22 protein-coding genes are annotated in these 23,228 nt (G+C 61.6%); 10 read left to right on the top strand and 12 right to left on the bottom strand.

Annotation, left to right across the window (positions count from 1 at the left end; genetic code table 11):
- The first annotated feature begins 315 nt into the window (after nt 1-315).
- Both FEZ59_RS13015 and FEZ59_RS13010 read left to right on the top strand, forming a co-directional pair.
- Nucleotides 316-855, top strand: coding sequence for an HNH endonuclease (locus FEZ59_RS13015; RefSeq protein ID WP_172932723.1), 540 nt, complete (start codon nt 316-318; stop codon nt 853-855).
- A gap of 19 nt (nt 856-874) precedes the next feature.
- Nucleotides 875-1,132: a WhiB family transcriptional regulator gene (locus tag FEZ59_RS13010; protein WP_003943196.1), complete on the top strand. Its 258-nt coding sequence runs from the start codon at nt 875-877 to the stop codon at nt 1,130-1,132.
- A gap of 4 nt (nt 1,133-1,136) precedes the next feature.
- On the opposite strand, the gene FEZ59_RS13005 is transcribed toward FEZ59_RS13010, so the two are convergent.
- The 7 genes from FEZ59_RS13005 to FEZ59_RS12975 all read right to left on the bottom strand — a co-directional run bounded on the left by FEZ59_RS13005 (nt 1,137) and on the right by FEZ59_RS12975 (nt 7,404).
- On the bottom strand, nt 1,137-2,558 hold the full coding sequence (locus FEZ59_RS13005) for a DUF2252 domain-containing protein (protein ID WP_021345906.1): 1,422 nt from the start codon (nt 2,556-2,558) through the stop codon (nt 1,137-1,139).
- Nucleotides 2,559-2,638: 80 nt separating this feature from the next.
- Nucleotides 2,639-2,962 carry a DUF6292 family protein gene (locus FEZ59_RS13000; RefSeq protein ID WP_019745820.1) on the bottom strand — a complete coding sequence of 108 codons (324 nt, stop codon included), beginning with the start codon at nt 2,960-2,962 and terminating at the stop codon, nt 2,639-2,641.
- A gap of 69 nt (nt 2,963-3,031) precedes the next feature.
- The gene (locus FEZ59_RS12995; RefSeq protein WP_346343230.1) at nt 3,032-4,312 is read right to left on the bottom strand and encodes an NAD(P)/FAD-dependent oxidoreductase; all 1,281 of its coding nucleotides are present in this window, start codon (nt 4,310-4,312) and stop codon (nt 3,032-3,034) included.
- 45 nt (nt 4,313-4,357) lie between these two features.
- On the bottom strand, nt 4,358-4,840 hold the full coding sequence (locus FEZ59_RS12990; protein ID WP_172932752.1) for an acyl-CoA thioesterase: 483 nt from the start codon (nt 4,838-4,840) through the stop codon (nt 4,358-4,360).
- A gap of 125 nt (nt 4,841-4,965) precedes the next feature.
- A complete protein-coding gene (locus FEZ59_RS12985) occupies nt 4,966-5,769 on the bottom strand; it encodes a class I SAM-dependent methyltransferase (RefSeq protein ID WP_069145390.1) in 804 nt (267 codons plus the stop codon).
- Nucleotides 5,766-6,422, bottom strand: a complete 657-nt coding sequence (locus tag FEZ59_RS12980) for a FadR/GntR family transcriptional regulator (RefSeq protein WP_069145391.1) — start codon at nt 6,420-6,422, stop codon at nt 5,766-5,768. The genes FEZ59_RS12985 and FEZ59_RS12980 overlap by 4 nt, the downstream gene beginning before the upstream one ends.
- A gap of 79 nt (nt 6,423-6,501) precedes the next feature.
- Complete coding sequence (locus FEZ59_RS12975; RefSeq protein WP_020971171.1) at nt 6,502-7,404, bottom strand: Lrp/AsnC family transcriptional regulator; 903 nt, start codon at nt 7,402-7,404, stop codon at nt 6,502-6,504.
- 224 nt (nt 7,405-7,628) lie between these two features.
- Here FEZ59_RS12975 and FEZ59_RS12970 point away from each other — a divergent pair, with 224 nt between their 5' ends.
- Nucleotides 7,629-9,344, top strand: a complete 1,716-nt coding sequence (locus FEZ59_RS12970) for an amidohydrolase (RefSeq protein ID WP_020909525.1) — start codon at nt 7,629-7,631, stop codon at nt 9,342-9,344.
- On the top strand, nt 9,344-10,678 hold the full coding sequence (locus tag FEZ59_RS12965) for an MFS transporter (RefSeq protein WP_070795505.1): 1,335 nt from the start codon (nt 9,344-9,346) through the stop codon (nt 10,676-10,678). Before FEZ59_RS12970 ends, FEZ59_RS12965 begins: the two co-directional genes overlap by 1 nt.
- 86 nt (nt 10,679-10,764) lie before the next feature.
- On the opposite strand, the gene FEZ59_RS12960 is transcribed toward FEZ59_RS12965, so the two are convergent.
- The 3 genes from FEZ59_RS12960 to FEZ59_RS12950 all read right to left on the bottom strand — a co-directional run bounded on the left by FEZ59_RS12960 (nt 10,765) and on the right by FEZ59_RS12950 (nt 13,470).
- Nucleotides 10,765-11,130 carry an ANTAR domain-containing protein gene (locus FEZ59_RS12960; RefSeq protein WP_029537179.1) on the bottom strand — a complete coding sequence of 122 codons (366 nt, stop codon included), beginning with the start codon at nt 11,128-11,130 and terminating at the stop codon, nt 10,765-10,767.
- 336 nt (nt 11,131-11,466) lie between these two features.
- Entirely contained in the window at nt 11,467-12,333 is an 867-nt protein-coding gene (locus FEZ59_RS12955) for an alpha/beta fold hydrolase (protein WP_172932722.1), read from the bottom strand.
- 90 nt (nt 12,334-12,423) lie between these two features.
- Nucleotides 12,424-13,470, bottom strand: coding sequence for a LacI family DNA-binding transcriptional regulator (locus FEZ59_RS12950; RefSeq protein ID WP_172932721.1), 1,047 nt, complete (start codon nt 13,468-13,470; stop codon nt 12,424-12,426).
- Between the two features lie 255 nt (nt 13,471-13,725).
- Here FEZ59_RS12950 and FEZ59_RS12945 point away from each other — a divergent pair, with 255 nt between their 5' ends.
- Nucleotides 13,726-15,360: a N,N-dimethylformamidase beta subunit family domain-containing protein gene (locus tag FEZ59_RS12945; RefSeq protein ID WP_172932720.1), complete on the top strand. Its 1,635-nt coding sequence runs from the start codon at nt 13,726-13,728 to the stop codon at nt 15,358-15,360.
- Nucleotides 15,361-15,537: 177 nt separating this feature from the next.
- Here the strand turns inward: FEZ59_RS12945 and FEZ59_RS12940 are convergent, their stop codons facing one another.
- Nucleotides 15,538-16,179 (bottom strand): nucleoside/nucleotide kinase family protein, encoded by a 642-nt coding sequence (locus tag FEZ59_RS12940; RefSeq protein WP_020909520.1) that lies wholly within the window; start codon nt 16,177-16,179, stop codon nt 15,538-15,540.
- Nucleotides 16,180-16,296: 117 nt separating this feature from the next.
- On the opposite strand from FEZ59_RS12940, the gene FEZ59_RS12935 reads away from it, so the two are divergent.
- The 5 genes from FEZ59_RS12935 (at nt 16,297) to FEZ59_RS12915 (ending at nt 21,810) form a co-directional block, all read left to right on the top strand.
- Complete coding sequence (locus FEZ59_RS12935; protein WP_021331692.1) at nt 16,297-16,896, top strand: TetR/AcrR family transcriptional regulator; 600 nt, start codon at nt 16,297-16,299, stop codon at nt 16,894-16,896.
- Between the two features lie 45 nt (nt 16,897-16,941).
- Nucleotides 16,942-17,838 carry a crotonase/enoyl-CoA hydratase family protein gene (locus FEZ59_RS12930; RefSeq protein ID WP_241840798.1) on the top strand — a complete coding sequence of 299 codons (897 nt, stop codon included), beginning with the start codon at nt 16,942-16,944 and terminating at the stop codon, nt 17,836-17,838.
- A complete protein-coding gene (locus tag FEZ59_RS12925; protein ID WP_021331694.1) occupies nt 17,835-19,478 on the top strand; it encodes an AMP-binding protein in 1,644 nt (547 codons plus the stop codon). The genes FEZ59_RS12930 and FEZ59_RS12925 overlap by 4 nt, the downstream gene beginning before the upstream one ends.
- Nucleotides 19,479-19,560: 82 nt before the next feature.
- The gene (locus FEZ59_RS12920) at nt 19,561-21,114 is read left to right on the top strand and encodes an acetyl-CoA hydrolase/transferase family protein (protein WP_020909516.1); all 1,554 of its coding nucleotides are present in this window, start codon (nt 19,561-19,563) and stop codon (nt 21,112-21,114) included.
- A 60-nt stretch (nt 21,115-21,174) separates the two neighbouring features.
- The gene (locus FEZ59_RS12915) at nt 21,175-21,810 is read left to right on the top strand and encodes a TetR family transcriptional regulator (RefSeq protein ID WP_031333860.1); all 636 of its coding nucleotides are present in this window, start codon (nt 21,175-21,177) and stop codon (nt 21,808-21,810) included.
- Here the strand turns inward: FEZ59_RS12915 and FEZ59_RS12910 are convergent, their stop codons facing one another.
- Nucleotides 21,811-23,160, bottom strand: a complete 1,350-nt coding sequence (locus FEZ59_RS12910; RefSeq protein ID WP_020971159.1) for an MFS transporter — start codon at nt 23,158-23,160, stop codon at nt 21,811-21,813.
- Nucleotides 23,161-23,228 lie beyond the last annotated feature (68 nt).

Raw genomic sequence — 23,228 nt, 5'->3', positions numbered from 1 at the left:
GTGTTCCGGCGTCAAACCGCGGCCTTTGCTGGACGGCTACTCCGGCCTGATAAATCAATATCGCCGAGGATGCCTTCCGTGTGATGATGGGCGCCGGCAATCGTCGGTGAAGAGAACAAGAAGTGGAAGGGGACAGGCATGCGCGACTCGAAGCAAGCGTTGCACCTGCGCGGGCACTCACCCCGCGGCATTTCCCTTCCTGCATTCGGGGAACAGAGTGGCGCTGGATATATGCCGTTCCCCGTTTCTTGCATTTGCTCCTGACCCGTCTTCACGTCCAGGAGTTCCACTCCTCGACATGAACTGAGACGTCTCATGCGGAACCCGAACCGCGCATCTACCGCCGCTTCTCACAGCTGGATGAACCGGTCCGTCCGGGTACTCAACGCAACGTACGAGTACCTCGGTGAAGTGAGCGCCGATCGTGCGGTCGTCCTGATCGCCACCGGTTCTGCGCAGTCCACCGAAGACGTGATCCCGATAATTCCGGTGCGCTCCAAGCACGTCGAGATCCCACTGCCTCGGACGATCCTGCTTGCCGAGTACGTGTATGTCGCCCACCGGGTTACGGTCACCGATTCCAGCCGAGCGACCTTCGCCGGCATCTTCGACCGGGACGGTCGTCAATGTGCGTACTGCGCCGCCAGAGCAACGACCATCGACCACGTCCAGCCGCGAAGCCGCAACGGGCCCAACACGTGGGGAAATCTGGTGGCGTGCTGCAGTTCCTGCAATCAGCGCAAAGCGGATCGCACACCGGCTGAGGCCGGCATGCGGCTGCTGTGGGAACCGAAGGCACCTCGACGCATCGAGAAAGTGCAGCAGAAGATCTGGCGTGAATTGAGTCGGACGTGACGGTCCAAAGGAGTAAGTGATGTGCGCTGACGAAATCTCGAATCTGGCTGAGCTTCTGCCGATCTCGGACGACCGAACCTGGTGGCAGGCGGAATGTCGAGGAGACCCCGAGCCGGACCGCTGGTTTCCCTTTCCGTCCGAGGGATACGACTACGCGACCGACGTGTGCAACAGGTGCCCGATTGCGGAATCGTGTCGTGAATTCGCCTCTGCCACTGGTCAGACCGGAATCTGGGGTGGAGTGAAGTTCGAGCAGGGCAGGATCGTCGCGGCGTGAGGGATCAGATTCCCGGCTCCGCGGCGATCGTACCGGCCGATACCGCCCGGCACAGAGCGTCGTGGTCACGTTCGGTTTGATCGGCGTAGAGCCGAGCAAACCGGGTGAGGGCGGTGTCGACCGTGTCCGAGGTTCCCAGGTAACCGGAAATCAGTGACGCGCCACTGGTTCGTGCATGTCCCTTGGCCAGTAGGCGACCGCAGATCGCGACATAATCGGTCAAGGCTGCTGCATCGATATTGTTCAGGTCCACAGAACCTTTCATGTTCCGGAACTGACGGACGTAGTACTGGCGGTCGTCCACGGTGCACCACCCGAGCAGTGGATCGCTGACTGTCTGGAGAGCCTGCTGGTATTCCGCGACGCGTCGTCCTTGATGGTCGTGCCAGGCCGAGTCACCGTGCACGAAGGGGGCAACGACGGATCGGCGAGCCTGCTTGAGCTGCAAGAAGATGACGTCGTCCGGGATGCTCCCTTCGCACAGGGCGACATACGCACGCAGAGCGACGCTTCCGACTCCGACAACCCGGTGCGCAACGTCGATGACGTTGTATCCCGAGACGACTCGGCGCCAGTGTGGTGCAAGGGTTTCGAGATACTCGTCCAGACCCTCCAGGAGGAAGTCGGTGTCCTTCGGCGTGAGTCGTGTTGTGAGCGGCGGGTTCTCGAGCAACTGGCGCCGTCCGTGATCCTCGACAGTGAACCGAGGAACCGCGTGATCGCTCGTACGCCGTCGTGCCCGCTCCGCGGCGCGGCGGATCTCGGCCAGCAACCCGGGATCAGTGACGTGGTCGGTCAGTCCGTCGAGATCGACCCGGTCGAAGGAGCGATCGAACAGTGGACGCTCGGACAGCTTTGCCAAGTGGAGGCGATATGCGGACACACACGAGGTTGTCGCTGTTTCGCATTGAGCTTCGGTGAGACCGTTCTGCCGCCCGGCCACCCAGATGCTCGCAGCCAACCTTCTCAGGTCCCATTCCCAGGGGCCCGGATGTGCTTCGTCGAAATCGTTGAGGTCTATGACAAGTTCGCGTTCCGGGGACCCGTAGAACCCGAAGTTTCCGACGTGCGCATCCCCGCAGATGACGGGAGTGATGCCGGTGGACGGGAGCTGCGCCATGTCCTCTGCCATCAAGCCGGCGGTACCGCGCAGGAAACCGTACGGTGAAGCGACCATGCGTCCCACACGAATCGGAACCAACCAGTCGAGTCTTCCCTCGTGTGCCGTGTTGACCTGATCGACCGGATCGCGTCGGTTGGGCGGGGGCGTCCAATCACCGAGCGACGATCGTGCTACTCGCTTGCGCAGGCCCTTCCCGATTTTGCGACGCTCACTGCGGGGCGTCTGACGCGCCCGCAAAGTCGCCCTGCCGTCCGGTTCGTTCTCGAGAGCCAGCTGACCGGCAGGCCTGTTCACCGGGTCCATGTCGGGCTCTCTTTCGTCGGGCGTGCGAAACTCGCGCTCGATCCTATGCCCGCTGGATTGCGCGCCGCGCGACGAGTTCCTTAACTACCCGCCTGGGCAATCAACTCGACAGCGCGGTCGGCGCACAGTTCCGGGTCCGGCATTCTCCCGATACCGAGGCATTCGACAACGGCGAACGACGTATCCGGTGTCGTTTCCACGCCGAGCGCCCACCCGAAGTAGTGATTCCAGGCGAGTACGGCTCGGTGGCCACTGTGCTGCGGAATCTCGCTGCCCAGAACGAGTACTGCGTCGAACGCGGGGCCGTCGCACCAGATGACCGATTCGGCGAAGGTGGAGCTGGCGACGGCGACTACGTACCTGTGACAAGTCGATTCACTCGGAATGGCGATGTGTGCACGCATGGTCGCTCCTCCGGCTCGGTTGCGATCGGAGGGTTCCCCGTTGCCGGCGCCGAAAAAACGCTTGGCAGATTACGTCCCGGCCACAGATCTACGACGCAGACGGTGTCTGAGATGTTTTTGTGCTGCCCGCACGACCGAGCGAGTCGAGAGATACTGCTCGGCGGGTATCAACCGGGAACCGAACAAGTAGAACCTTTGGGCTTCGTCGTGGTCATGTGTGGCCGCGGAGATGAGCAGACGTTCGATCGCGGTGAACTTTCGCCCACCGGCGTAACCGCTCATGTAATCGATGTGTTTCGTCATACTTGCTCTGGCACTGCGGTATTCGGTCAAGCCAGCGTTCACGTTCCGATGCGAGTCGAGTGTGTGTGACGTCGTCTCCGTCAGCATTTGGGCGGTCGCGTCGACCAGCATCTGAGCGGTCTCCAGTGCCCACGAGCATCCGATGCCCCATAACGGGTCGTTGGTTGCCGCGGCGTCGCCGATGAGTGCGAACCCGTTACCTACCGGGTCGGTGAGGGTTGTGGAGAAGTGTTTGGTACCAACGATCTTCCCGACGATGTGCTCTCGGCGAACTGGCGGAGCGCCGGGTAATGCGTTGGCGTACGCGAGGAAAGCAGTAGACAGGTCGTCAGCGAACGGGCCGAGTTTGTCGAGGGCAGGGAAGACGACCAGCACGCTGATTCCGCCGTCGTTGGGGAGCAGATAGGCGACGTCGGGATCCATGAACCACGACAATGAAGATTCCCCGTCGGGTCGTTCGAGTCCGGAGAGTTGAGCGAAGTAGCTGAAGCGCCCGTTGGACGCACTCACCGAGTCGCAACGCGCGGATCGTGCGACGGTCGAATCCTTGCCGTCTGCTCCGACGGTCAATCGTGCTTCGACAGTGAAGGCCGAACCCTGCTCGGTGCCGTAGACGCCTGCAGTAGTGCCGTTCTTGGTCAGTAGTCCGGAAACACGATGTCCGAGAAGAAGGTCGACGTTCTGGTAGTCGTTCGCGAGTTGGCGCAGGAGGGGGTCGAGAGTTTCCCTTCGGACGTTGAATCCAGGCGGCGGTGAGTTCTCTGCAGCATCAGGGGTGATCATTCCCCACGGGGTCCAGAATTTCGGAACGGTTTCCACCATTCCCAGGGCGAGCAGTTTTTCCGTGGCGCCGAGTCGTTGCAAGATCGGGGCACCGCAGGGTTGTAGGTGGTGAGTGCACAGGACTTTGTGCGCCCGGATGTCGGAGCGAGCGTCGAGAAGCGCTATCCGCAGACCTTGCTGGGCGTACATGATTGCGGCCGCGCATCCTGCGATGCTCGCGCCGACAATCACAACGTCATAGTTTTCCCGTGCCTTCGAAGTCACTCGATCAGTTTAATGCATAAGGTTATAACTTAAATTTGACTGGATTTAGTCATCGTGTTCGGGCGTTAAGTCCCGAACCGCGGCCCGGATGGACTGTTCACGAAGCTCGTTCTCTCTGCGCAGTTCACGACGCCGACGACCGGCCTCGAATCGCTGCCTCGCGATTGTTCCGGTCGGCCGGAGTTGGGGTACCTGGGCCGGTTTTCCGTCGCTGCCCGTTGCGACCATCGTGAAGTAGCAACTATTGGTGTGTCGAGATTTTCCGAGAAGAATGTCTTCGGTTTCGACGCGTATTCCGATTTCCATCGAGGTGCGCCCGGTGTAATTGACGGAAGCGCTGAACGTGACGAGTTCTCCGACATGCACCGGTTCGCGGAACACCACACGATCCACCGACAGGGTCACGACGTACGTCTGGGCGTATCGACTCGCGCACGCATAGGCGACCTGGTCGAGAAACTTCAGAATCGTTCCGCCGTGAACGTTGCCCGAGAAATTGGACATGTCCGGCGTCATGAGGACGGTCATGGACAAGGTTTGTTTCGATGCTTGCTGCGATGCTTGCTTCAATTCGGGCAGGGAGTTCGATTCGGACATCGAGCGGGCCTCTTCGGGTCGGTGGACGGTGAAGAGACCGTATCCGGCCAAAAGGGTTACCCGCGCGTTCGGAAGAGCGCGGTGTCAGAGTTCGGGACAGTGCCAACGTGGAGGATGTATTCGCTGGTGGCGACGGGGCCGGCCGCGCTCGACCTGAGATAGGGCTCGAGCGTCGAGCGGAGGTGCGCTGACATCGAAGCCCAATTCCCTGTGCTTCGAACGGCCTCGCGAAAGTTCTTCAACGCCGGTGCCTGGTCGCACAGTTCCTCGACGGGATCCGATCCGGCTGGTAGTTGCCACTCGAGCAGGTGGGAGGCCGAGCTCACCGACTCCAATCCAGCTGCTGCCTTCTCGAATTCGCTCGAGCTCGACCATGTCGTCGGTAGCGGTGTGATGCCATTCCACGCCGAGGCGGCCTCTCTGCGGAGTGCTGCTGCCCACCCGTTCTCCGACCACGTCGCGACGCAGATCTTTCCGCCTGGCCGGGTCACCCGCATCATCTCTGCGAGGGCAATCGAGGGGTCGGGGCAGAAGATGATTCCGAAGATGCTGACGCAGGCGTCGGCACTCGAATTCGGCCAGGGTAAAGACTGCGCATCGCCGATCGCGAAGGTGGGTTGGGTAGTGCCGGGGTAGGGAATCCAGCGTTTGCGTGCGACCTCGAGCTGGCTGGCGGAGAGGTCGAGTGCGTGGACCGTCATGCCTGACTGAGCCGCCGGGAGCGCAAAGTTCCCGGTTCCGGCGCAGACGTCGTACACCGTGCTCACATGCCCGATCGAGCGCAGTGTCTCCGTCGATGCCGGTGAGAGTTGCTCGGCAAGAGGCGAATACGTCGTACCGTTCCAGTTTCCCTGATTCACGCCAAGCTCCTTTCGACTGCGTCGATGACCGTATCGAGCGCTGCGCCCGCCGCGCGCGCTGCTTCGTCGGGGTTGCGTTCCTCGATGGCAGCGATCAAGGGTCGGTGCTCGTCGACGTGGAAACCTGGACCGACACTGACGGCGGACAGCGAATCCGTCACGGCGGCAAGGACTCCCCGGTAGACGTCGATCAGTGCGGAATTGTGGGACGCCTCGACGATCGAAAGGTGCAGGGCCATGCCGGCTTCGACAGTGAAGCCGCCGACGTGACCGGGGTGGGCATTCCAGGCTGCATGTATCCGCGCGAGATCTTCGGGGGTGTGGCGCTGCGCTGCAAGTCGCGCGGCTTCGACTTCGAGTCCGCGTCGCAGGCTCAGTACGTCGAGAACGTCACCTCTGGCGAGCCTGCGCCCGAGTAGTCCTTCGACCGGCGACGCCGCCATGACGTACACGCCGCCACCGTGACGAACGGACAGAACTCCGGCGTGTGCAAGCGCCCGTACCGCTTCGCGCATGGTGTTTCGGGCGACTCCCAATTCCTCGACCAGTGCGGTCTCCGGCGGGAGTTTCGATCCGACGGGCCATCGGCCGGTCGATATCGCGTCCTCGATTGCCGCAGCGACGATGTCTACCTTGCGTCCGGAGTCGGACATGTGTGCCACCTCGGGTAAGTGAGTCAATGACTTTGTCCGAGGTTAGCGTGCTCTCACGAGTGGGTCAATGACTTGGGAATTATCCGCGTACGTCCAGGCTGCGGGCGTAGTGCTCCTTGAAAACCTCGAGATGCGCCCACGATTCCAAGCCGCTGACACCGTCGATGCCCCGGATTCGCTCGGACAGGGCATGGAGGTCGTTGGACGAGTTGGCGGCGACCGTCGCGATCACGTCGTACCGTCCCAGGGTCCGCGCGAGGAATTCGATTCCGGGCAGGGACTCGATCTCCGATACCGCGTTGTCGTCCCGTGAGCCCAGATTGACGCCGATGCCCATCGCCAGCGTCCGGCCACCACCTCGCCGCTTGACGACAGCGCCGACGCGCAGTGCCGTGCTCGCGATCAGGTGATTGACGCGATTGCGCACAGCGCTCGGCGACAGGCCGGTGTGTTCGGCCAGCTCGAGAAATGGCATGCGCCCGTTGCGTTCGAGCAGTTCGATCAAGGTGACGTCCGTCGAATCGAGTCGGATGTCGGCTTGTAAAGCGGTTTCGGGCATGAAGATTCCCTTGATGACGTCGACGTAGACCAGCGTGCTCACGGATCTGACGCCACGCTGTGAGCGGAGTTCGGCGATGGCGCGGTACAGATCGTCGTGGCTGGGCACCCGAAGTTCTGCGATCACGTTGTACTGCCCGCTGACTGCCGAGATGTAGACCGCAGCCTCGGATTCGATCAACGCGTCCAGTACCGGGGTCATCGGTCCGGACACGGCGATCGACACGTGTGCGAGTGCCTTCAGGCCGAGAAGTTCGGGGTGTGCGACGGCAACCACGGACACCGTTCCCGAGTCGAGTAGTGCCTGCACCCTGGTGGACACTGCCGCGCGTGGGGCATCGACCGCCACGGACAGTTCGCGGTACGTCGCTCGCCCATTGCGTTGAAGAGCAGCTATGAGCTTGGAATCGAGATCGACCGTCATGGATGCCCCAACTTTTCCAGAGATTTTTCTGTATGAGCTTCCTATTAGAACAGTCGCATGTGGGCATAGATGATGTGGATAAGTGCAGAAATGCTCGAAAACTTGTACAAAAAAGTTGTGTACCACCTGGTCTGAAACTTTGATGCATTGCATAGCTCCAGGTCAGGGCGTAGTTTTCGCTCAACACGCAGTGACCTGCACCACCATCTCGACGAAGGACCACCATGCGCAAGTTGCACACGCACGAAGCCTCGCCGCTCGACGCCACCGCCACGATCTTCACCGGCGCCAAGATCCACACCGTTGACGACAGCACGGCGGGAGCCGAAGCGTTCCTGGTGTTCGGAAACCGCTTTGCCGCGGTGGGGACACTCGAGGAATGCCGCACGGAGGCGCGACGCCTGAGCACTCGCACGACCGCGGTGGTCGAACTCGACGGCGCCACCGTCGTCCCCGGATTCGTCGATCCGCACGCACACCCGTTGATGTACGGACAGATGCTCAGCTGGGTGGACTGCGGGCCGGAGAAGGCGCACTCGATTCCCGGAATCATTGCCCTGCTTCAGGAAGCGGCACTCACAGCGCCTGCAGGTGTCCCGATTCGCGGATACGGCTATGAGCACCGCAACCTGATCGAAGGGCGTCATCCGCTCAAGGAAGAGCTCGATCAGGTGGCCACTGATCGCGAGGTCTACCTCATGAACGCGAGCGGTCACGGCGGCGTCGTCAACTCCTTCACTTTCGACAAGCACGGCATCGATGCGAGCACTGAGAACCCGGCCGGTGGCGAGTTCTTCCGAGACGCAGACGGCGAGTTGACGGGCGAGCTGTCCGACGCCGCGTGCAACATCCTCACCGGTGTCAACGGTGTGAAGGTCGGCCATCACGGACCCAACTTCCATCTCGAGGACGAGCCGGAAGAGCACCTTCGCCAGCTGTCGGTCGCTCAGGACAAGTTCCTGGCCGGCGGCGTCACCACCATCGGTGACTGCCAGGTGACGCGTCGTGAATTCGACATGTACCTGCGTCTGGCCGAGCAGGATCAGCTCAAGACGCGCGTCAGCATGTACATGCTCAGCCATCTCCTCGATCACGTCATCGACACGGGAATGCATGGCGCCTTCGGCAATTCGCGGCTCGCGTTCGGCGGCATCAAGTTCTACGCCGACGGCACTCTCGGAGGCTGGACCGCATACTTCCCCGACGGCTACGTGGGCGACCCGTGCCGCACCGGGCAGCTCTACCATGAGCCGGCGGACTACTCGGAGCTCATTGCCAAGGCACACTCCGTGGGTCTGCAGACCGCCACGCACGCACAGTCGCCGACCGCCATCGACATGGTGCTCGACGCCATCGAAGCAGCGCAGAAGGCTCACCCCGACGCCGACGCGCGTCACCGCATCGAGCACTGCGGACTCCCGACGGCCGAGCAGATCGCCCGGATGAACCTGGCCGGTGTCTACCCGGTGAACCAGCCGCAGCACTACTACAACTGGGGTGAGGGCGTCACCGCGGCGATCGGCACTCCGGGCGAGCGGTTCAACCCGCTCGGGGAGTTCATCGCTGCCGAGGTTCCCGTGACGATCAGCTCCGACGCCCCGGTCGCAGAGCCCAAGCCGCTCGAGGCCATTCAGGCGGCCGTCACTCGTGTGACGCGTCAGGGCCATCAGCTCGGCTCCGATGCACTCCGCATCTCCGCCGACCAGGCACTGCAGGCTCACACGCTCAACGGCGCGCGTGCGCTGGGCCGTGAAGCGGAACTTGGCAGCATCTCGGTCGGCAAGCGGGCCGACTTCGTGATTCTGGGCGCGGATCTCCTCGAGGTTCCGGCCGACGCGATTGCGCAGATCGAGGTCCGGGAGACCTGGATCGACGGCGAACTCGCACATTCAGGTTATAACCACCTATTGTCGAGCACTTCGACCACCGAGGAAAAGTAATGAACCGAGAGCAACAGATCGTGAAGGCCCGCAAGGCGGGATTTGCAGCCTTCGTCGGTACAACCATCGAGTGGTACGACTTCTACGTCTATGCCACGGCAGCCGCCCTGGTGTTCGGTGACATCTTCTTCCCGCCCGGAACCGATCGCCTGACCGGCGTTGCGGCGGCGTTCGCGACGTACGCCGTCGGGTTTTTCGCCCGCCCCCTTGGTGGAATCGTGTTCGGCCATGTCGGTGACAAGATGGGCCGACGCACCGCTCTTGTTGTCACCCTGACGCTGATGGGTGCAGGAACATTCCTCATCGGCATGTTGCCCACGTACGCGTCGATCGGGTTCTGGGCGCCGCTACTGCTGGTCGTGCTCCGCTTCGTCCAGGGCTTCGCCGTTGGCGGCGAATGGGGTGGCGCAGTCCTGATGGCCGTCGAGCATGCTCCCGAGGACAAGAAGACCTTCTACGGCGGATTCGCTCAGCTGGGCAACCCGGCCGGCGCCCTTCTTGCCACCGGTTTCTTCAGCATTCTCTCCACCTTCGGCGACGACGCTCTGCGCGAGTGGGCCTGGCGTCTGCCGTTCCTGTGCTCGGCGCTGCTGATCCTCGTCGGCTTGGTCGTTCGCCTGAAGGTCGAGGAGTCCCCGGTCTTCGAGTCCGAGGTGAAGTCCGCGGACGTTCCGGAGATGCTGCCGCTCAAGTACGCGCTGGTGACCAACTGGCGTCCGATCATCCTTGGTATCGGCATTCTGCCGGTCGCAGTCGGCGGCTACTACCTCGTGACGACCTTCATCACGGCATACGCGACCGACCCCGACGTCGGCTTGTCGGAGACGTTGATTCTCAACGCGCTCAGTGTCGCTGCAGTGGTCGAGTTGATCGCGACCCTGGGAGTTGCGTGGCTCGGCGACAAGGTGGGGCGCGTCCGCGTGGTCATCTGGGGTCTTGCTGCGGTCGCAATACTCGCAGCGCCGCAGTTCCTGGTGCTGAAGTCCGGATCCGTGTTCCTGATCTTCCTGACGTTTGCGGTCATGCGACTGGTGCTTGCTGCCACGTATGGTCCGATCGCCGCCGTTCTCTCGCAGATGTTCAAGCCGCAGGCGCGCTACACGAGCATCTCGTTGGCGTACCAGGGTGCCGGCGCGATCTTCGGCGGATTGTCTCCGCTGGTCTCGACGCTGATGTACAAGGCAACCGGCAGCATCTGGCCGGTCATCGCACTGCTGATCGGCATGTGCATCCTGAGCATCGTCTGCCTGCTCTTCGCTCCGCAGCACGTGGACGAGGCGACCGACACCGACGGTGTGCGGCAGGGCCTGAACAAGGAATCGGCTTCCGCCTGACAACTGCAAACACGAGGCTGGGGCAGTACACGATTTCCGTGTACTGCCCCAGTTGTCGTTTCAGGTCAGTAGTCGTTCAGCGACTGTTACGCGCCGACGAGATGGCGGTGAAAGTGATCGCTGCGTCGGTGGGCCTGGCTGAGATTCCTGATCTCGCGAAGCCAGAAGTGAGACGCCAGCGCGTTGTTGCTTCCGTAGCCGGTGCCGGAGGTGTCCTCGTCGATCAAGGCGACTAGCGCCTTGATCAGGCTGGTGACCTTGAGGTTGTTGGTCTGAGAATGTCGTACCAGCAGGTCGGCGGCTTCGTCGGTGCTGCAGCGGTAGAGCGTGCAGACAATTTCGAGAGCCCGTTCGCGGAGACGGCCCGAATTGGTCGGGATCCGTAGTCCGTTTGTCGGGACACTGTTCGTCTGGTTGTTCGTGTCGTCGGGGTGAATCATGGTGTTGTACAAGGTATTCCTTTGAACCACATGGGTTTTGGACCCGTGCGGTGTGTAGCGCATGTTGATACTGGTGCAGTCGGTACGCGATTGGCGGCGGACTCTGTCGGAGCCTTCGGCCTGGTCAACAATCTGCGGGACTGATGAAAGTGCGTAGTGATCAAAGGCGCGGATTTGCACCGAACTGGAAGTCTGCCCCTGGAACGAATATTGGAACTGTCGTTCCGGGCGAAGCGACCGGCTGCCTGACTGACGGCTGCCCTCTGATAACCCCACCGTACGTCATGGAGTTGGTTTCAGCTAATCCTTTTGCGGGCGATCATGCTCACAGTAGGCGGTTTCACCTGCTCAAGGAGTGTTTACGTGATCGATTATTGCTTGCTTGGTGATAGCCCAGGCGTTGGTTGTCGGGTTTCCGAAGTCGCCGTGGCCGACGCCGGGAAGTTCGATCAGATCGACCACGTCGCCTGCTGCTCGTGCGGCACGGGCATAGCGCCGGCTCTGTTCGACCGACACGACCTTGTCGCCGAGTCCGTGGATCGCCGTGACGGGGAGCCCGGTGGGGAGATGTTCGATCGGTGACGCGATGCGGTAACGGTCAGGGTGATCGACCGGCATGCCGCCCAGAAGATTTCGAACAAATCGATCTTTGCCCGCGGTTGCGGCGAGTGTCATGTCGAAGACGCCGGCCATGATCGTCGCCGAACGAATCGGCACGGTGAGGTCAGGCGCGGGAGCATCCGTGTCCTGTTGTGGTCGTGACGCGACCCACGCGGCCAGTTGTCCGCCCGCGGAGTATCCGGCGATGTGCACGCGGCCCAAATCCAGTCGCCCGGAGGCCTTTTCCTGAACGATGCCGGCAAGCGCGTTGGTCGCCGCAACGGTATCGGAGAGAGTAGTCGGCCAACCGCCCTGCCCACCTATACGTCTGTATTCGATGTTCCAGACCGCAATTCCGTAGGGGGTCAGCGTTTTTGCCCACGCACCCGCGTACTCCAGATTGCTCTTCTGCGCCCAGCCGCCGCCGTGGATCAACACGACGACAGGCAGGTCGCCGTCCGATCCGGCCGGAAGATACAAATCGCCGAAAGTGTCTGCGGCAGCGGCGTAAGCGATGCGCACCGGAGGGACATCGCGGTCGAGACCGGAGGCGCTGGCGACCGAGATCACGAGCGTGAAGATGCAGACGAGCGCTACGGCGAGGTACCTGGCCAAGCGGTCGCGGGAGCGGTGCGCGATGGCTTGATTCCTCTCGGTCTGCGACGGACGATTGTCAGGAAATCAGTCTATCGGTGCCGAGTGAATTCATGGGGTGAGCGAATGCGCCGTGCTTGCTCGTATGCGTAGTTCGCTACGCGTGTGGGTCGGCGCAGAGGGTTCGTCACCGTCGATCAGGGCGAGCAGTGCATCCACCGCCAAAGCTGCTTGTTCTTCGGGGAAGAAGTCGACGGCGGTGATCGGGGGATCGGAGATCAGTAGAGCGGGCTCGTCACTGTCCTGGGCGATCAAGATACTTCCGGGAATTGACAGGCCGAGATCGAGCGCCGCTCGTGCAGCGGCGGGGGCGCAACCGAGGATGACCGAGAGAATCGCGTCAGGGGGATTCTCGGATGTCAGTGCTTTGTGAGTCGCCGCGTATGCCGCGGAGACGAGTTGTTCGACGGAATTGACGCCCTCGAACGACGCCAGGTCGTCGGTGGCTCGGGGCGACACGCCGTGGATGCGGCACCATTCGAGGTAAGCGATGGTCGTTGCGCGAGTCCATGCCGAATCCATTCCGGGATTGAGGACAAGGATATCCGTTGCGCCCTGTTCGGTGAGGTGGTTCAAGAGCGTTTCGGTCGTGGCGAAGAGATCCGGCGAAATACTCCATCCGAATTGCTCAGGGTTGCCGGGACCCACTACGACAGAAGGTATTCCGAGTTTCTTCAAGATGTCGACGCGAGGGTCGTGCATCATCGGGTCGACGACGATCACACCGTCCATCTCGATGCGACGCAGTCCGTTCGGGTCCTTCATCGACGGCAACAGCAGGAGTGAGTGATCGGCGTGGAACGCTGCCTGTGTGGCGGCGGTCGCCACACGGCCGTACCAGTCGAAGTTGAGGTACTCGGCCGAGGAAGGCTCGTCCGGAGCCGGGAGCATCAACCCGAGGGTGGCGGTTCGACCCGAGCGAAGGTTTTGTGCCGACCGATTGGCTCGGTAACCCAAGCGATCCGCAACCTCTTGAACACGCGCCCGGGTGGCAGAGTCGACTCTGCCCTTGCCGTTGAGTGCGTAGGAAACTGTGGACACGGCGACGCCGGCGGCTGTCGCGACATCGCGAAGCGTCGGGACGTTCGGCGTGATCATCGGGGTCGCGTCCTCTAGTTGCTGGGCGGTTTCTACTCAAGAGTAACGCCCAATCGTTTCGGCAGGGGGAACCTGGCGGACGATTGTTCAGTCGGAGAAATTTCGCCGAATCGTTTCATCAGAGCTATTGACTATGCCGAAACGTTTCGGCACTCTCGTAGAACACCGGGACAACTTCGAGTGAAATTCGGTCGACCTCGGGCACCCTCATTCCCAGTCCATGCGCCTAAATACGACGATCCACGGAGTTACCCCATGAGAGAGAAAACCCGTCCACGTCGCGCGGGTGCTGCTGCCGCGTGGTCGGCCACTGGTGGTTTGGTCGAACGGCCGGGATTGATTCCGGGTGCACCTGAGATCTGGGTCTACGCAGACAAGTTCTCCTACTTCGCCGGCGACACCGTCTCGGTGCGGGTCCACACCACCGCTGACGAATACGACATCGAGGTGGTCCGTGACGGCGCGCGCCCACAGAGCATCGTCAAGTACATCGGGCTACCAGGAAAACAACAGTCGACGCCCGACGACGCCTATGCGACCGGGTGTGATTGGTCGGAATCCGTTGCCTTCACCGTTGCACCGAATTGGGCTTCGGGGATGTACCTGATCCTGGTTCGAATGCGCCACGAAGGTGTGGTCGTCGAACGTGAGGGCTTCTTCATTGTCAAGGCACGTGAACCCGAGCACGCTGACATGGTCCTCATCCACACCACGAGCACGATGTTGGCCTACAACGACTGGGGCGGAGCCAACAATTTCCGTGGTGCCCCGGACGGTTTCGGCGACGTGGCGACACCGATTTCGTCGACGCAGCGTCCCATCGCGCGCGGGATGTTGCGCAAACCCGAAGGTGCAGCGCGAAACATTCACACCGATATGCCGGGAATCGGATGGGTTCCGCGGCACCCGCCGTACGAATGGGCTTGGGTGAACGGATACTCGCGCCATCACGCCGACGCATTCTGGGCGACGTACGAACGCCCGTTCACGGTGTGGGCGGAGGAGCAAGCGTTTCTCGTACACCACATCACCCAGCACGACCTACATGAGGATCCTTCAGCGCTGCGCGGATATTCGTGTGCAGTCGTCGTCGGTCACGACGAGTACTGGTCGTGGGAAATGCGTGATCGTCTCGACGCATTTGTCGAAGGAGGAGGCGGCCTGGCGCGATTCGGCGGGAACTTCCTGTGGCAGGTACGCATCGAAGGTGACGCGCAGATTTGTTACAAGAACCCCTTCGACGATCCCATACGAGAAGTAGACCCCACCCGCGTCACCACGGCATGGGATTCCCCCGAGATTGCTCGGCCGGGCGCGTGGACGATGGGTTTGACCGCGATGGCGGGGGTGTACAACCGTTACGGTGCAACAACTCCGAGGTCATCCGGCGGCTTTACCGTATACCGGCCCGATCATTGGGCATTGAACGGAACCGACCTGTATTACGGTGACAACTTCGGAATCGCGCCGGTCTGTATTGCCGCCTTCGCAATGGACGGTGCGGACTACACGTTCAGGAAGGGTCTGCCGTACGCCACCGGTGTCGACGGTGCACCAGAGGATCTGGAAATCATCGCAATGGCGCCGGCAGTATCGGGGTCACGGGACAACTGGAACGGCACCGCTCCGATTGGTGTGCCCTTCGCCGAGTTGTCGGGAATCTTCGAAAGTGCCTATGGGAGAGAACTCCCCGAGCATCTGCGCGAGTTCGAATACGGTTCGGGAATGGTGGCGACACATCAGCGCGGTCTCGGAACCGTTTTCAATGCCGGGACGACCGAGTGGGTCAGTGGACTGATTCACCGGGATCCTTTCACCGAACGAATAACCGCAAACGTACTGAATCTGTTTGCTGCGCAACTGTCGAGTTTCACTGAGGAGACAAACTGACGGCGACGACCAGCGGTAGAGTTTGTTGCCCCGAGGATGATGGCGAAAGAGGATCCATACGTACGTATGTATGGAGATCTGAAATCGACTTGACCAGGGTTTTTAATCCAAACTACCGTAGTCTTCGCCGTTCAGTTGGATGACGGGTGAGTGTGGGGAGCTGCCGAACTTTGGCAGTCACGTGCGGATCTCCACGATCAGATCCGCACGTGACCTGGCCGCTGCGATTACGTCGGCGTTCGGTTGATCCACCCGCCTCACCCAGTCCGCGGCCGCTTCGGAACTCCTCCCGAAGCGGCTGTGGCGTTTCACCAACCGCTGCGTGCGTGTCGCCTCCGGAACCTCGAGGTACCAGACGGTGTCGATCGCCGCTCGTACTTGTGGCCAGCTGCCGTTTGGTAGGAGGAGGTAGTTTCCCTCGGTGACGATCAACGGTGTTCGAGGCTCGACAGCGGTTGCGCTGCCGATTGATTCGTCGATCTCGCGATCGAAGACGGGCGCGTACACAATGGAGTCTGCCGATCGGAGGCGGTGTAGAAGCGCCGCGTATCCGTCGGCGTCGAAAGTTTCCGGAGCGCCTTTTTGTCCACGCCTGCCGAGTCGGTCGAGTTCCCGATTGGCAAGGTGAAAGCCGTCCATCTCGACGACGGTGCACAGTGAGTCCAGTTTCTGCGCAATTGCCTGTGAAGCCGTCGATTTCCCGGCTCCAGGGGCTCCCGCGATGCCGAGGATGTATCGGCCGTTGTCGGTGATCAGTGAAGCGGCGCGTGAGGCAAGTTGATCGAGCGTCAGCGAGACGGTCGGCGGTGAGGTTCTCACTTGTTGCTCCGATCAGTCCGAGGTCCGGTGGATCGAGGGTACGCCGGAGGTCTTCAACCGTTGACAGTCTGAATGGACTGTGAAACTGTGAGCCATGCCACTCGAGAGACTGGAGGTGTGACCGTGACCCTGCGTGACGCGCAGCGCGAAGCCACGCGCCACCGGATTCTCGATGCGGCAACGGATTTACTGATAGCGGACGGGTATTCGTCGTTGACGACGCAGTCGGTTCAAACGGCTGCCGGAGTCAGTCGGGGCGCTCTCCTGCACCACTTTCCGAATATGCAGGAGCTCACTGCCGCGTTGGTGTCGAATATCGTCGTGCGGAACGAGGCGGCGGTGAGGTCGGCGATGTCTCGACAAGACCCGTCGGTGGATACGATCGAGAATTCGATCTCCGCTTTGTATTCGGCGTTGACTCAGCCGCCGTTCCAAGCGGAACTCGAACTGTGGTCGGCGGCTCGGACGGATCCGGTGTTGGCGGAGGTTCTCCGCGAATCGGAGCGCGTCGCCGGGCGGGATTTGCAGCGAGTTGTCCATGACGCGTTCGGGCCTGAAATTGTTGCTTCCGAGAACTATTCGCAAATTGCAGATCTAACCGTGCTGATGCTCCGTGGTTTGGCGTTGTCCCGGGCGGTACACAAGAGCGATGCCTCTGCGCGTCGTTCGATCAGTCAATGGGCGGGCGTCGTTCGCCTGCTGCTCACCCAGAACTAGCGCAACTCGTTTCGTTCGAGATGCGCTCGATCGACAGGACCGATGATGACAGATTTTGCGACCCTGAAATACGAGACCTCTGGTGGTAAGGCGTACATCACCCTGAACCGCCCCGATCGGCTCAACGCAATCGACGATCGGATGCCGTCGGACATCCGAAATGCAGTTGCGGCGGCCAATGACGACGACGACGTTCGCGTGATCATCTTGCAAGGCGCAGGCAAGGCGTTTTGCGCCGGGTACGACCTCAAGAAGTTCGCCGAAGGAGATCTCGACGGAAAGTGGAATCAAGGCCCGGTGTGGGACCCCATCAAGGACTTTCGGGGCATGAAGCAGAACACCGATGACTTCTTCACCCTCTGGCGATCGCTCAAGCCGACCATCTGCAAAGTTCAGGGTCATGCAGTCGCAGGCGGAAGCGATATTGCGCTGTCCTGCGACATGCTGATCATGGCTGACGACGCCCGCATCGGATACCCGCCTGCTCGCGTCTGGGGTTGCCCGACCACAGCTATGTGGGTGTACCGCCTCGGGGCGCAACGCGCCAAGCGAATGTTGTTGACGGGAGACACCATTGACGGTGTCACCGCCGCCGATTGGGGATTGGCGCTCGAATCGGTGCCGGCCGACGAACTGGACGCTGCGGTGGAGGCGTTGGCGGATCGCATCGCCGGTGTCCCGCTCAATCAATTGGCAATGCAGAAGATGATGATCAATCAGGCGTACGACAACATGGGGTTGCAGGGCACCCAGGTACTGGCAACCCTGTTCGACGGAATTACGCGTCACTCGCCGGAAGGGCGCTGGTTCAAGGATTTTGCCGAACGCGACGGATTTCACGCCGCGGTGCAGTACCGCGATTCCGGCCGCAAGATTCCAGACGGAGGCGGGCCGCTTCCCGAATCCGACACCCCTTCCGAAAAGAAAGTGGATGTGAGATGAGCAGTGTTCTCGAAACGTCGTACTTCCCCGCGGACGTGTCGGACCCGATAGTGGAACAAACGGTCGGCGGGCTGCTCCGAGAGTGCGCCGCGGACTCGCCGAACCTGATTGCAATCCGAGAAGTGGTTCCGACGCAATCGCATTCGTTGTCCGGTGCCTCCGAGACGGATCGCACCTGGACCTTTGCGGAACTCCTGGGTGAAGCGGAGGGGTGCGCGCACTACCTCTTGTCGCAGTTCGACCGCGGCGACCGGATAACGGTCTGGGCTCCGAACATTCCGGAGTGGATGATTCTGCAGTACGGCGCCGCGCTCGCCGGAATGGTTCTGGTGACTGCCAATCCGGCGTTGGGCGCCGAGGAGTTGGCGTACGTCTTGTCGCAGTCCCAGTCCCGCGGGTTGTTCCACACCGGAAAGTTTCGCGGCGGTGACATGGCGGCGGTGGCATCCGAGGCGATTTCGATTGCGGGAGCAGAAGTTCTGGCAGTGAACTTCGAGGACTGGGATCGTCAGGTTCGAGGTTGGGCCGGCGAACGGGGCGCACTGCCGGAAGTCTCTCCTGACGACAATGCGCAGATCCAGTACACGTCGGGAACCACCGGAGTTCCCAAAGGTGCGCTGCTGCATCACCGAGGACTGGTCAACAATGCCGATTTCGTCAGTCGGAGAGGTCAATTCCCCGAACGGGGTTCGGTGGTCTCGGCGATGCCGCTCTTCCACACCGCTGGGTGCGGCATCCTGGTCCTCGGCGCCGCACAGCGAAGAATGTCCATCGGTCTGATCCAGTATTTCGATCCGACTGCGGTTCTCGATGCGGCGGAACGCTTTCGGGCCGACGTGGTCAGTGGAGTTCCGACGATGCTGATCGCGATGATCAACGACGCCAGCTTCGCGAGCCGCGATTTCTCGGCCTGTTCGGTGGTCGTGTCGGGTGGGTCGTCGGTCCCGCCCGAACTCGTGAGCACGGTGGAATCGGCCTTCGGTGCGGGGTTCAGCATCGTCTACGGACAAACCGAGGCGAGCCCCGTGATCACGCAGACCAGCCCCGCCGACACCCCTGAAGACAAATCGGAGACGGTCGGTCTCGCGTTGCCGCAGGTCGAGGTGAAGATTTCCGACGTGGTGACCGGGGACAGCGTGCCACTCGGCGAACAAGGTGAGATCTGCGCGCGCGGGTACCTCGTCATGACCGAATACTTCCGCAACCCGGAGGCTTCGGCCGCCACCGTGGACAAGGACGGTTGGTTGCATACCGGCGACTTGGGGACGATGGATCACCGTGGATACGTCCGGGTGACCGGCCGGCTCAAGGACATGATCATCCGCGGCGGGGAGAACATCTATCCGCGAGAGGTCGAGTCCGTGATCTTCACGCATCCGAAGATCCTCGATGTGGCGGTCGTGGGTGTGCCCGACGAGGTGTGGGGCGAGCGGGTGGTTGCCGTCATCAGGTGGAAAGACGAGTCCGACCAGCCGACCGCAGCCGAACTGGTCGAGTTCTGCACCGAGCGACTGGCACGCCACAAAGCACCCAAGGAGTGGTTCAGTGCAGAAGCATTTCCTCTGACCGGCTCGGGCAAGATTCAGAAATATCGAATTGCAAGCCTGGTCGGCGAGGGCGCCTACGGCGTCGTCAGCTGACCCGAGCGCATAGCACGTCGGAGCGATTCTGTCTGGGTTATCCCCGTAAATCGCTCCGATGTGCCCTGTTTATCCTGGTGGCGTGAGTTCAACCTTCGGTGAAACCGGACATAAAGCCACCTCCAGCCGCATTCGCGCCACAGCCTTTGCGTCGAAGGTGATGGCCGCGTCCGACGCTGTGAAGTTCATTCACCCCGGCGACACGGTCGCGATCAGCGGTTTCGCAAGCGCCGGTACTCCCAAGGTGATCATTCCGGCACTGGCCGAGCGCATTCACCACACCCGCGGCAACGGATCGAACTTCACGATCAATCTCCTGACCGGTGCTTCGGTGTCCACCGAGACCGAAAGGCTGCTCGCCGAGGTCGACGGAATCGCGCTGCGTATGCCGTATCAGTCCGAGGCCACCGCGCGTCGCCGCATCAACGACGGTCGCATGGACTACGTCGACATCCATCTCTCCCACGTTGCTCAGCAGGTGTGGGAGGGCTACTACGGCAACGTCGACGTCGCGGTCGTCGAAGTCGCCGGTATCACCGAATCAGGTGAACTGATTCCCTCCGCGTCGATCGGCAATAACAAGACGTGGCTCGACGTCGCAGACAAGGTCATTCTCGAAGTCAACTCCTGGGTGCCCGAGGCGATGGAAGGCATCCACGACGTCTACTACGGCACCGCGTTGCCGCCGCATCGCAAGCCTCTCGAGATCACCCGCGTCGAAGACCGGATCGGCCAGACGACATTCCGAGTGGATCCCGCGAAGGTTGTGGCCGTTGTCGAGACCGACTGCCGAGACAGCGCGAGCCCTCTCACTGCACCCGACGCCGTCAGTGAGGCGATCGCCGGCCACGTCCTGGAATTCTTCGACTTCGAGGTGCGCGCCGGACGGATGCCGGCGGATACCTTGCTTCCGCTGCAAGCAGGCATCGGCAATGTTGCCAACGCGGTGCTCGGCGGTCTCGATCGGGGGCCGTACCGCGGCCTGACCTGCTACTCCGAGGTCATCCAGGACGGGATGCTCAAGCTGATCAAGGACGGAACCGTCGCGCATGCGTCGTCGACGGCTTTGGCGCTCACCGACGAGGGCATCGAAGAACTGACCGCGAACATCGACTTCTACCGCAACCACATCACGCTCCGTCCGCAGGAAATCAGCAACCACCCAGAGGTGGTGCGCAGACTCGGAATCATCGCCATGAACGGCATGCTCGAGGCCGACATTTACGGCAACGTGAACTCGACGCACGTCATGGGGACGAAGATCATGAACGGAATCGGCGGCTCGGGAGACTTCGCTCGTAACGGCTACGTGTCCATGTTCCTGAGCCCGTCGACGGCCCGCGGGGGTGAGATCTCGGCGATCGTTCCGATGGTTCCGCACGTCGACCACACCGAGCACGACACTCAGGTGTTGGTCACCGAGCAGGGGTTGGCCGATCTGCGCGGTCTGTCTCCGCGGCGACGCGCGCGCCTGATCGTCGACAACTGTGCTCACCCGGAGTTCCGGCCACTGCTCCGCGATTACATCGCTCGCGCCGACGCTCAGCCGGGCGCGGGGCAGACGCCGCACATCCTGGGCGAGGCATTCTCGTTCCATCAGCGGTACATCGACACGGGTTCGATGCGCTTGTCCTGACCTTCCGATCGGTGCTTGTACGATCTTCGGACGCCGAGCAAATCAGGAGTGAAGAGCGACATGGCTCGACCGTCGAAACCGTTGATCAGCCGAACCACCGCAGTTGCCGCAGCAATCTCGATTATCGATGCCGAGGGCTTGGACGCTTTCAGCCTTCCGCGTCTGGCTAAGTACCTCGACGTCAAAGCTCCGTCGTTGTATCACCATTTCTCCGACAAGAACGAGATTTTGACGGAGGTTGCGCGAGCAATCGTGTTCGAGACCAGGATTCCGCGTCAGCCCGCGTCAGGTGATTGGCAGGACTGGGTTGTCGCGTACGGCTTGAACTTTCGGGATGTGATTCTGCGTCACCGCAATGCCGCGCCTGTGATGTTGCAGTTTCTTCCGCGAGACCTCGTGACTGACATGTTCGAGGCTGCAGCAGATTACCTCGAGGGTTCGGGAGTTCCTGTGCGGCTGCATGTTCAGATCCTCGACGGCCTCGAGAAGCTGACCTTGGGTGTCACCCTCACTGAGGCGATGAGGCCCGAGGCCAAGCGTTCCGCCGTTTTTGCCAACGTAGATCGAATTGCCCATCCGGTTCTCGACGCCGCGCTGAAGTCGAATCAACGTACGCCCAGGCAGTTGTACGAACAGATGATGCGAAGTTTCCTCTACGGGGTTCTTCACGCCGACCAGGTGGATAACTCGATCTGATCAAGCGGCAGGTACAGATGCCTTTTCGCCGTCGACGGCAAGGGCGACTGATTCCTTGGTATTGCGAACCTGCGCGTATGCGATCGTTGCGGCGGCGAGCAGGGTCGGTACGACGAAGAGGAAGAAGATGGATTCCGTCGTCCAGGATCGGTCGACGAGTAGACCGATCCCCAACGGCGTCACGATACTTCCGATGCGGCCGAGTCCCGCTGCGATTCCGAGAGCGGAGACACGTGCTTCGGGGCGGAAGAGGATCGGCACCATGACATACAGGCCGGTGTAGGCCGCGGTCATACACAGCCCGAGCAGAGCTGACGCCACCAGCGCGGGGCTGAGTTGAGTCGAGACCAGAGCGAGGACGCCGAACAGTAGCGAGCCGGCGAGGATGAAGCCCATGGTGATCCACATCGAGGCGAATCGAAGGGCCAGGCCGGCGAAGACCAGCGTTCCGAGCGCGCCGCCGAGCGAGAACATCAGTCCACCACTGATTCCGGCGTTGTTGGACATGCCGGCAAGCTTGAGAAGTTTCGGTGTCCAGGTATTGCCGAAGAAGTATGCGATGTTGACCAGGCCGAAGACGATGCATGTCGTCGCCAGGGCCCAGGACTTCAGGTGAGCCGATCCGGAGACGTTCGGTGACCGCCGCACAGGTGTCGTGTGATTACCCGTGGCCGGGACTCCGGTCAGTTTCATCTTGGAAATCAGTTCGTCCAGCTTCTTTCGCGACGACTCGGTTCCCTTGGCGGCGAGGAAGTCCGGCGATTCTGGGATTCCGAAATAGGCCACACCCGCCATTATTGCCGTGACGACCGCGCCGAGCAGGAATGCGGAGTGCCAGCCGTACGTCGACATCAGCACCGCTGCTCCGGCGCCGCCGAGTACACCCCCGAGTGGAATGCCGATCGCGAACAGCGCGATGAGCGTCGAGCGCTTGCGTGCAGGTGCGTACTCGCCGACGATGATCGGCGAACTCGGGATGATGCCGCCCATACCGACGCCGGCCAGCAGACGCGCAAGCGCAAGTTGTGTGACGTCGCCGCTCGCTGCGGACAGTAGAAGACCGACTGTGATGACGACCAGCGAACCGATCAGCAGGGGGCGGCGCCCGTATCGGTCGCCGACCGGTCCCAAGGCGATCGAGCCGACCGCCATGCCGATGAGGCCGGCGCTGAAAAGCATGCCGGACTGGGTGCCGGATATTCCCCAGTCGTCCGTGATCGGCAGTATGGCGAGTGACATCGAAAGGATGTCGTATCCCTCGGCCATGTTGACCAGCGTGCACAGAAGGATTACCCGTATTTGGAGTCTGCTGAGTGGAGACGCATCGATCAGTTCGCGTGCTGAAGCCATCGTGTTCCTTAGTCGGAAGGGGTGGTTGCGGGTGTGACTTGGCTTGTGCGCTCGGGTGATGTTCACCA

The sequence above is a fragment of the Rhodococcus sp. MS13 genome (genome assembly GCF_013277835.1).
Classification (GTDB): Bacteria; Actinomycetota; Actinomycetes; order Mycobacteriales; family Mycobacteriaceae; genus Rhodococcus_F; species Rhodococcus_F erythropolis.
Note: the sequence above shows the minus strand (reverse complement) of the source record. Positions and strands in the feature narration are given on the sequence as shown.

Excerpts from the sequence above, each read along its gene's own strand:
- FEZ59_RS13015 (WP_172932723.1), top strand. The coding sequence starts at position 316 with ATGCGGAACCCGAACCGCGCATCTACCGCCGCTTCTCACAGCTGGATG.
- FEZ59_RS12915 (WP_031333860.1), top strand. The coding sequence starts at position 21,175 with ATGGCTCGACCGTCGAAACCGTTGATCAGCCGAACCACCGCAGTTGCC.
- FEZ59_RS12970 (WP_020909525.1), top strand. The coding sequence starts at position 7,629 with ATGCGCAAGTTGCACACGCACGAAGCCTCGCCGCTCGACGCCACCGCC.
- FEZ59_RS12950 (WP_172932721.1), bottom strand. The coding sequence starts at position 13,470 with ATGATCACGCCGAACGTCCCGACGCTTCGCGATGTCGCGACAGCCGCC.
- FEZ59_RS12925 (WP_021331694.1), top strand. The coding sequence starts at position 17,835 with ATGAGCAGTGTTCTCGAAACGTCGTACTTCCCCGCGGACGTGTCGGAC.
- FEZ59_RS12945 (WP_172932720.1), top strand. The coding sequence starts at position 13,726 with ATGAGAGAGAAAACCCGTCCACGTCGCGCGGGTGCTGCTGCCGCGTGG.
- FEZ59_RS12990 (WP_172932752.1), bottom strand. The coding sequence starts at position 4,840 with ATGACCGTCCTCATGACGCCGGACATGTCCAATTTCTCGGGCAACGTT.
- FEZ59_RS12910 (WP_020971159.1), bottom strand. The coding sequence starts at position 23,160 with ATGGCTTCAGCACGCGAACTGATCGATGCGTCTCCACTCAGCAGACTC.
- FEZ59_RS12980 (WP_069145391.1), bottom strand. The coding sequence starts at position 6,422 with ATGTCCGACTCCGGACGCAAGGTAGACATCGTCGCTGCGGCAATCGAG.
- FEZ59_RS12975 (WP_020971171.1), bottom strand. The coding sequence starts at position 7,404 with ATGACGGTCGATCTCGATTCCAAGCTCATAGCTGCTCTTCAACGCAAT.
- FEZ59_RS12930 (WP_241840798.1), top strand. The coding sequence starts at position 16,942 with ATGACAGATTTTGCGACCCTGAAATACGAGACCTCTGGTGGTAAGGCG.
- FEZ59_RS13000 (WP_019745820.1), bottom strand. The coding sequence starts at position 2,962 with ATGCGTGCACACATCGCCATTCCGAGTGAATCGACTTGTCACAGGTAC.
- FEZ59_RS12965 (WP_070795505.1), top strand. The coding sequence starts at position 9,344 with ATGAACCGAGAGCAACAGATCGTGAAGGCCCGCAAGGCGGGATTTGCA.
- FEZ59_RS13005 (WP_021345906.1), bottom strand. The coding sequence starts at position 2,558 with ATGGACCCGGTGAACAGGCCTGCCGGTCAGCTGGCTCTCGAGAACGAA.
- FEZ59_RS13010 (WP_003943196.1), top strand. The coding sequence starts at position 875 with ATGTGCGCTGACGAAATCTCGAATCTGGCTGAGCTTCTGCCGATCTCG.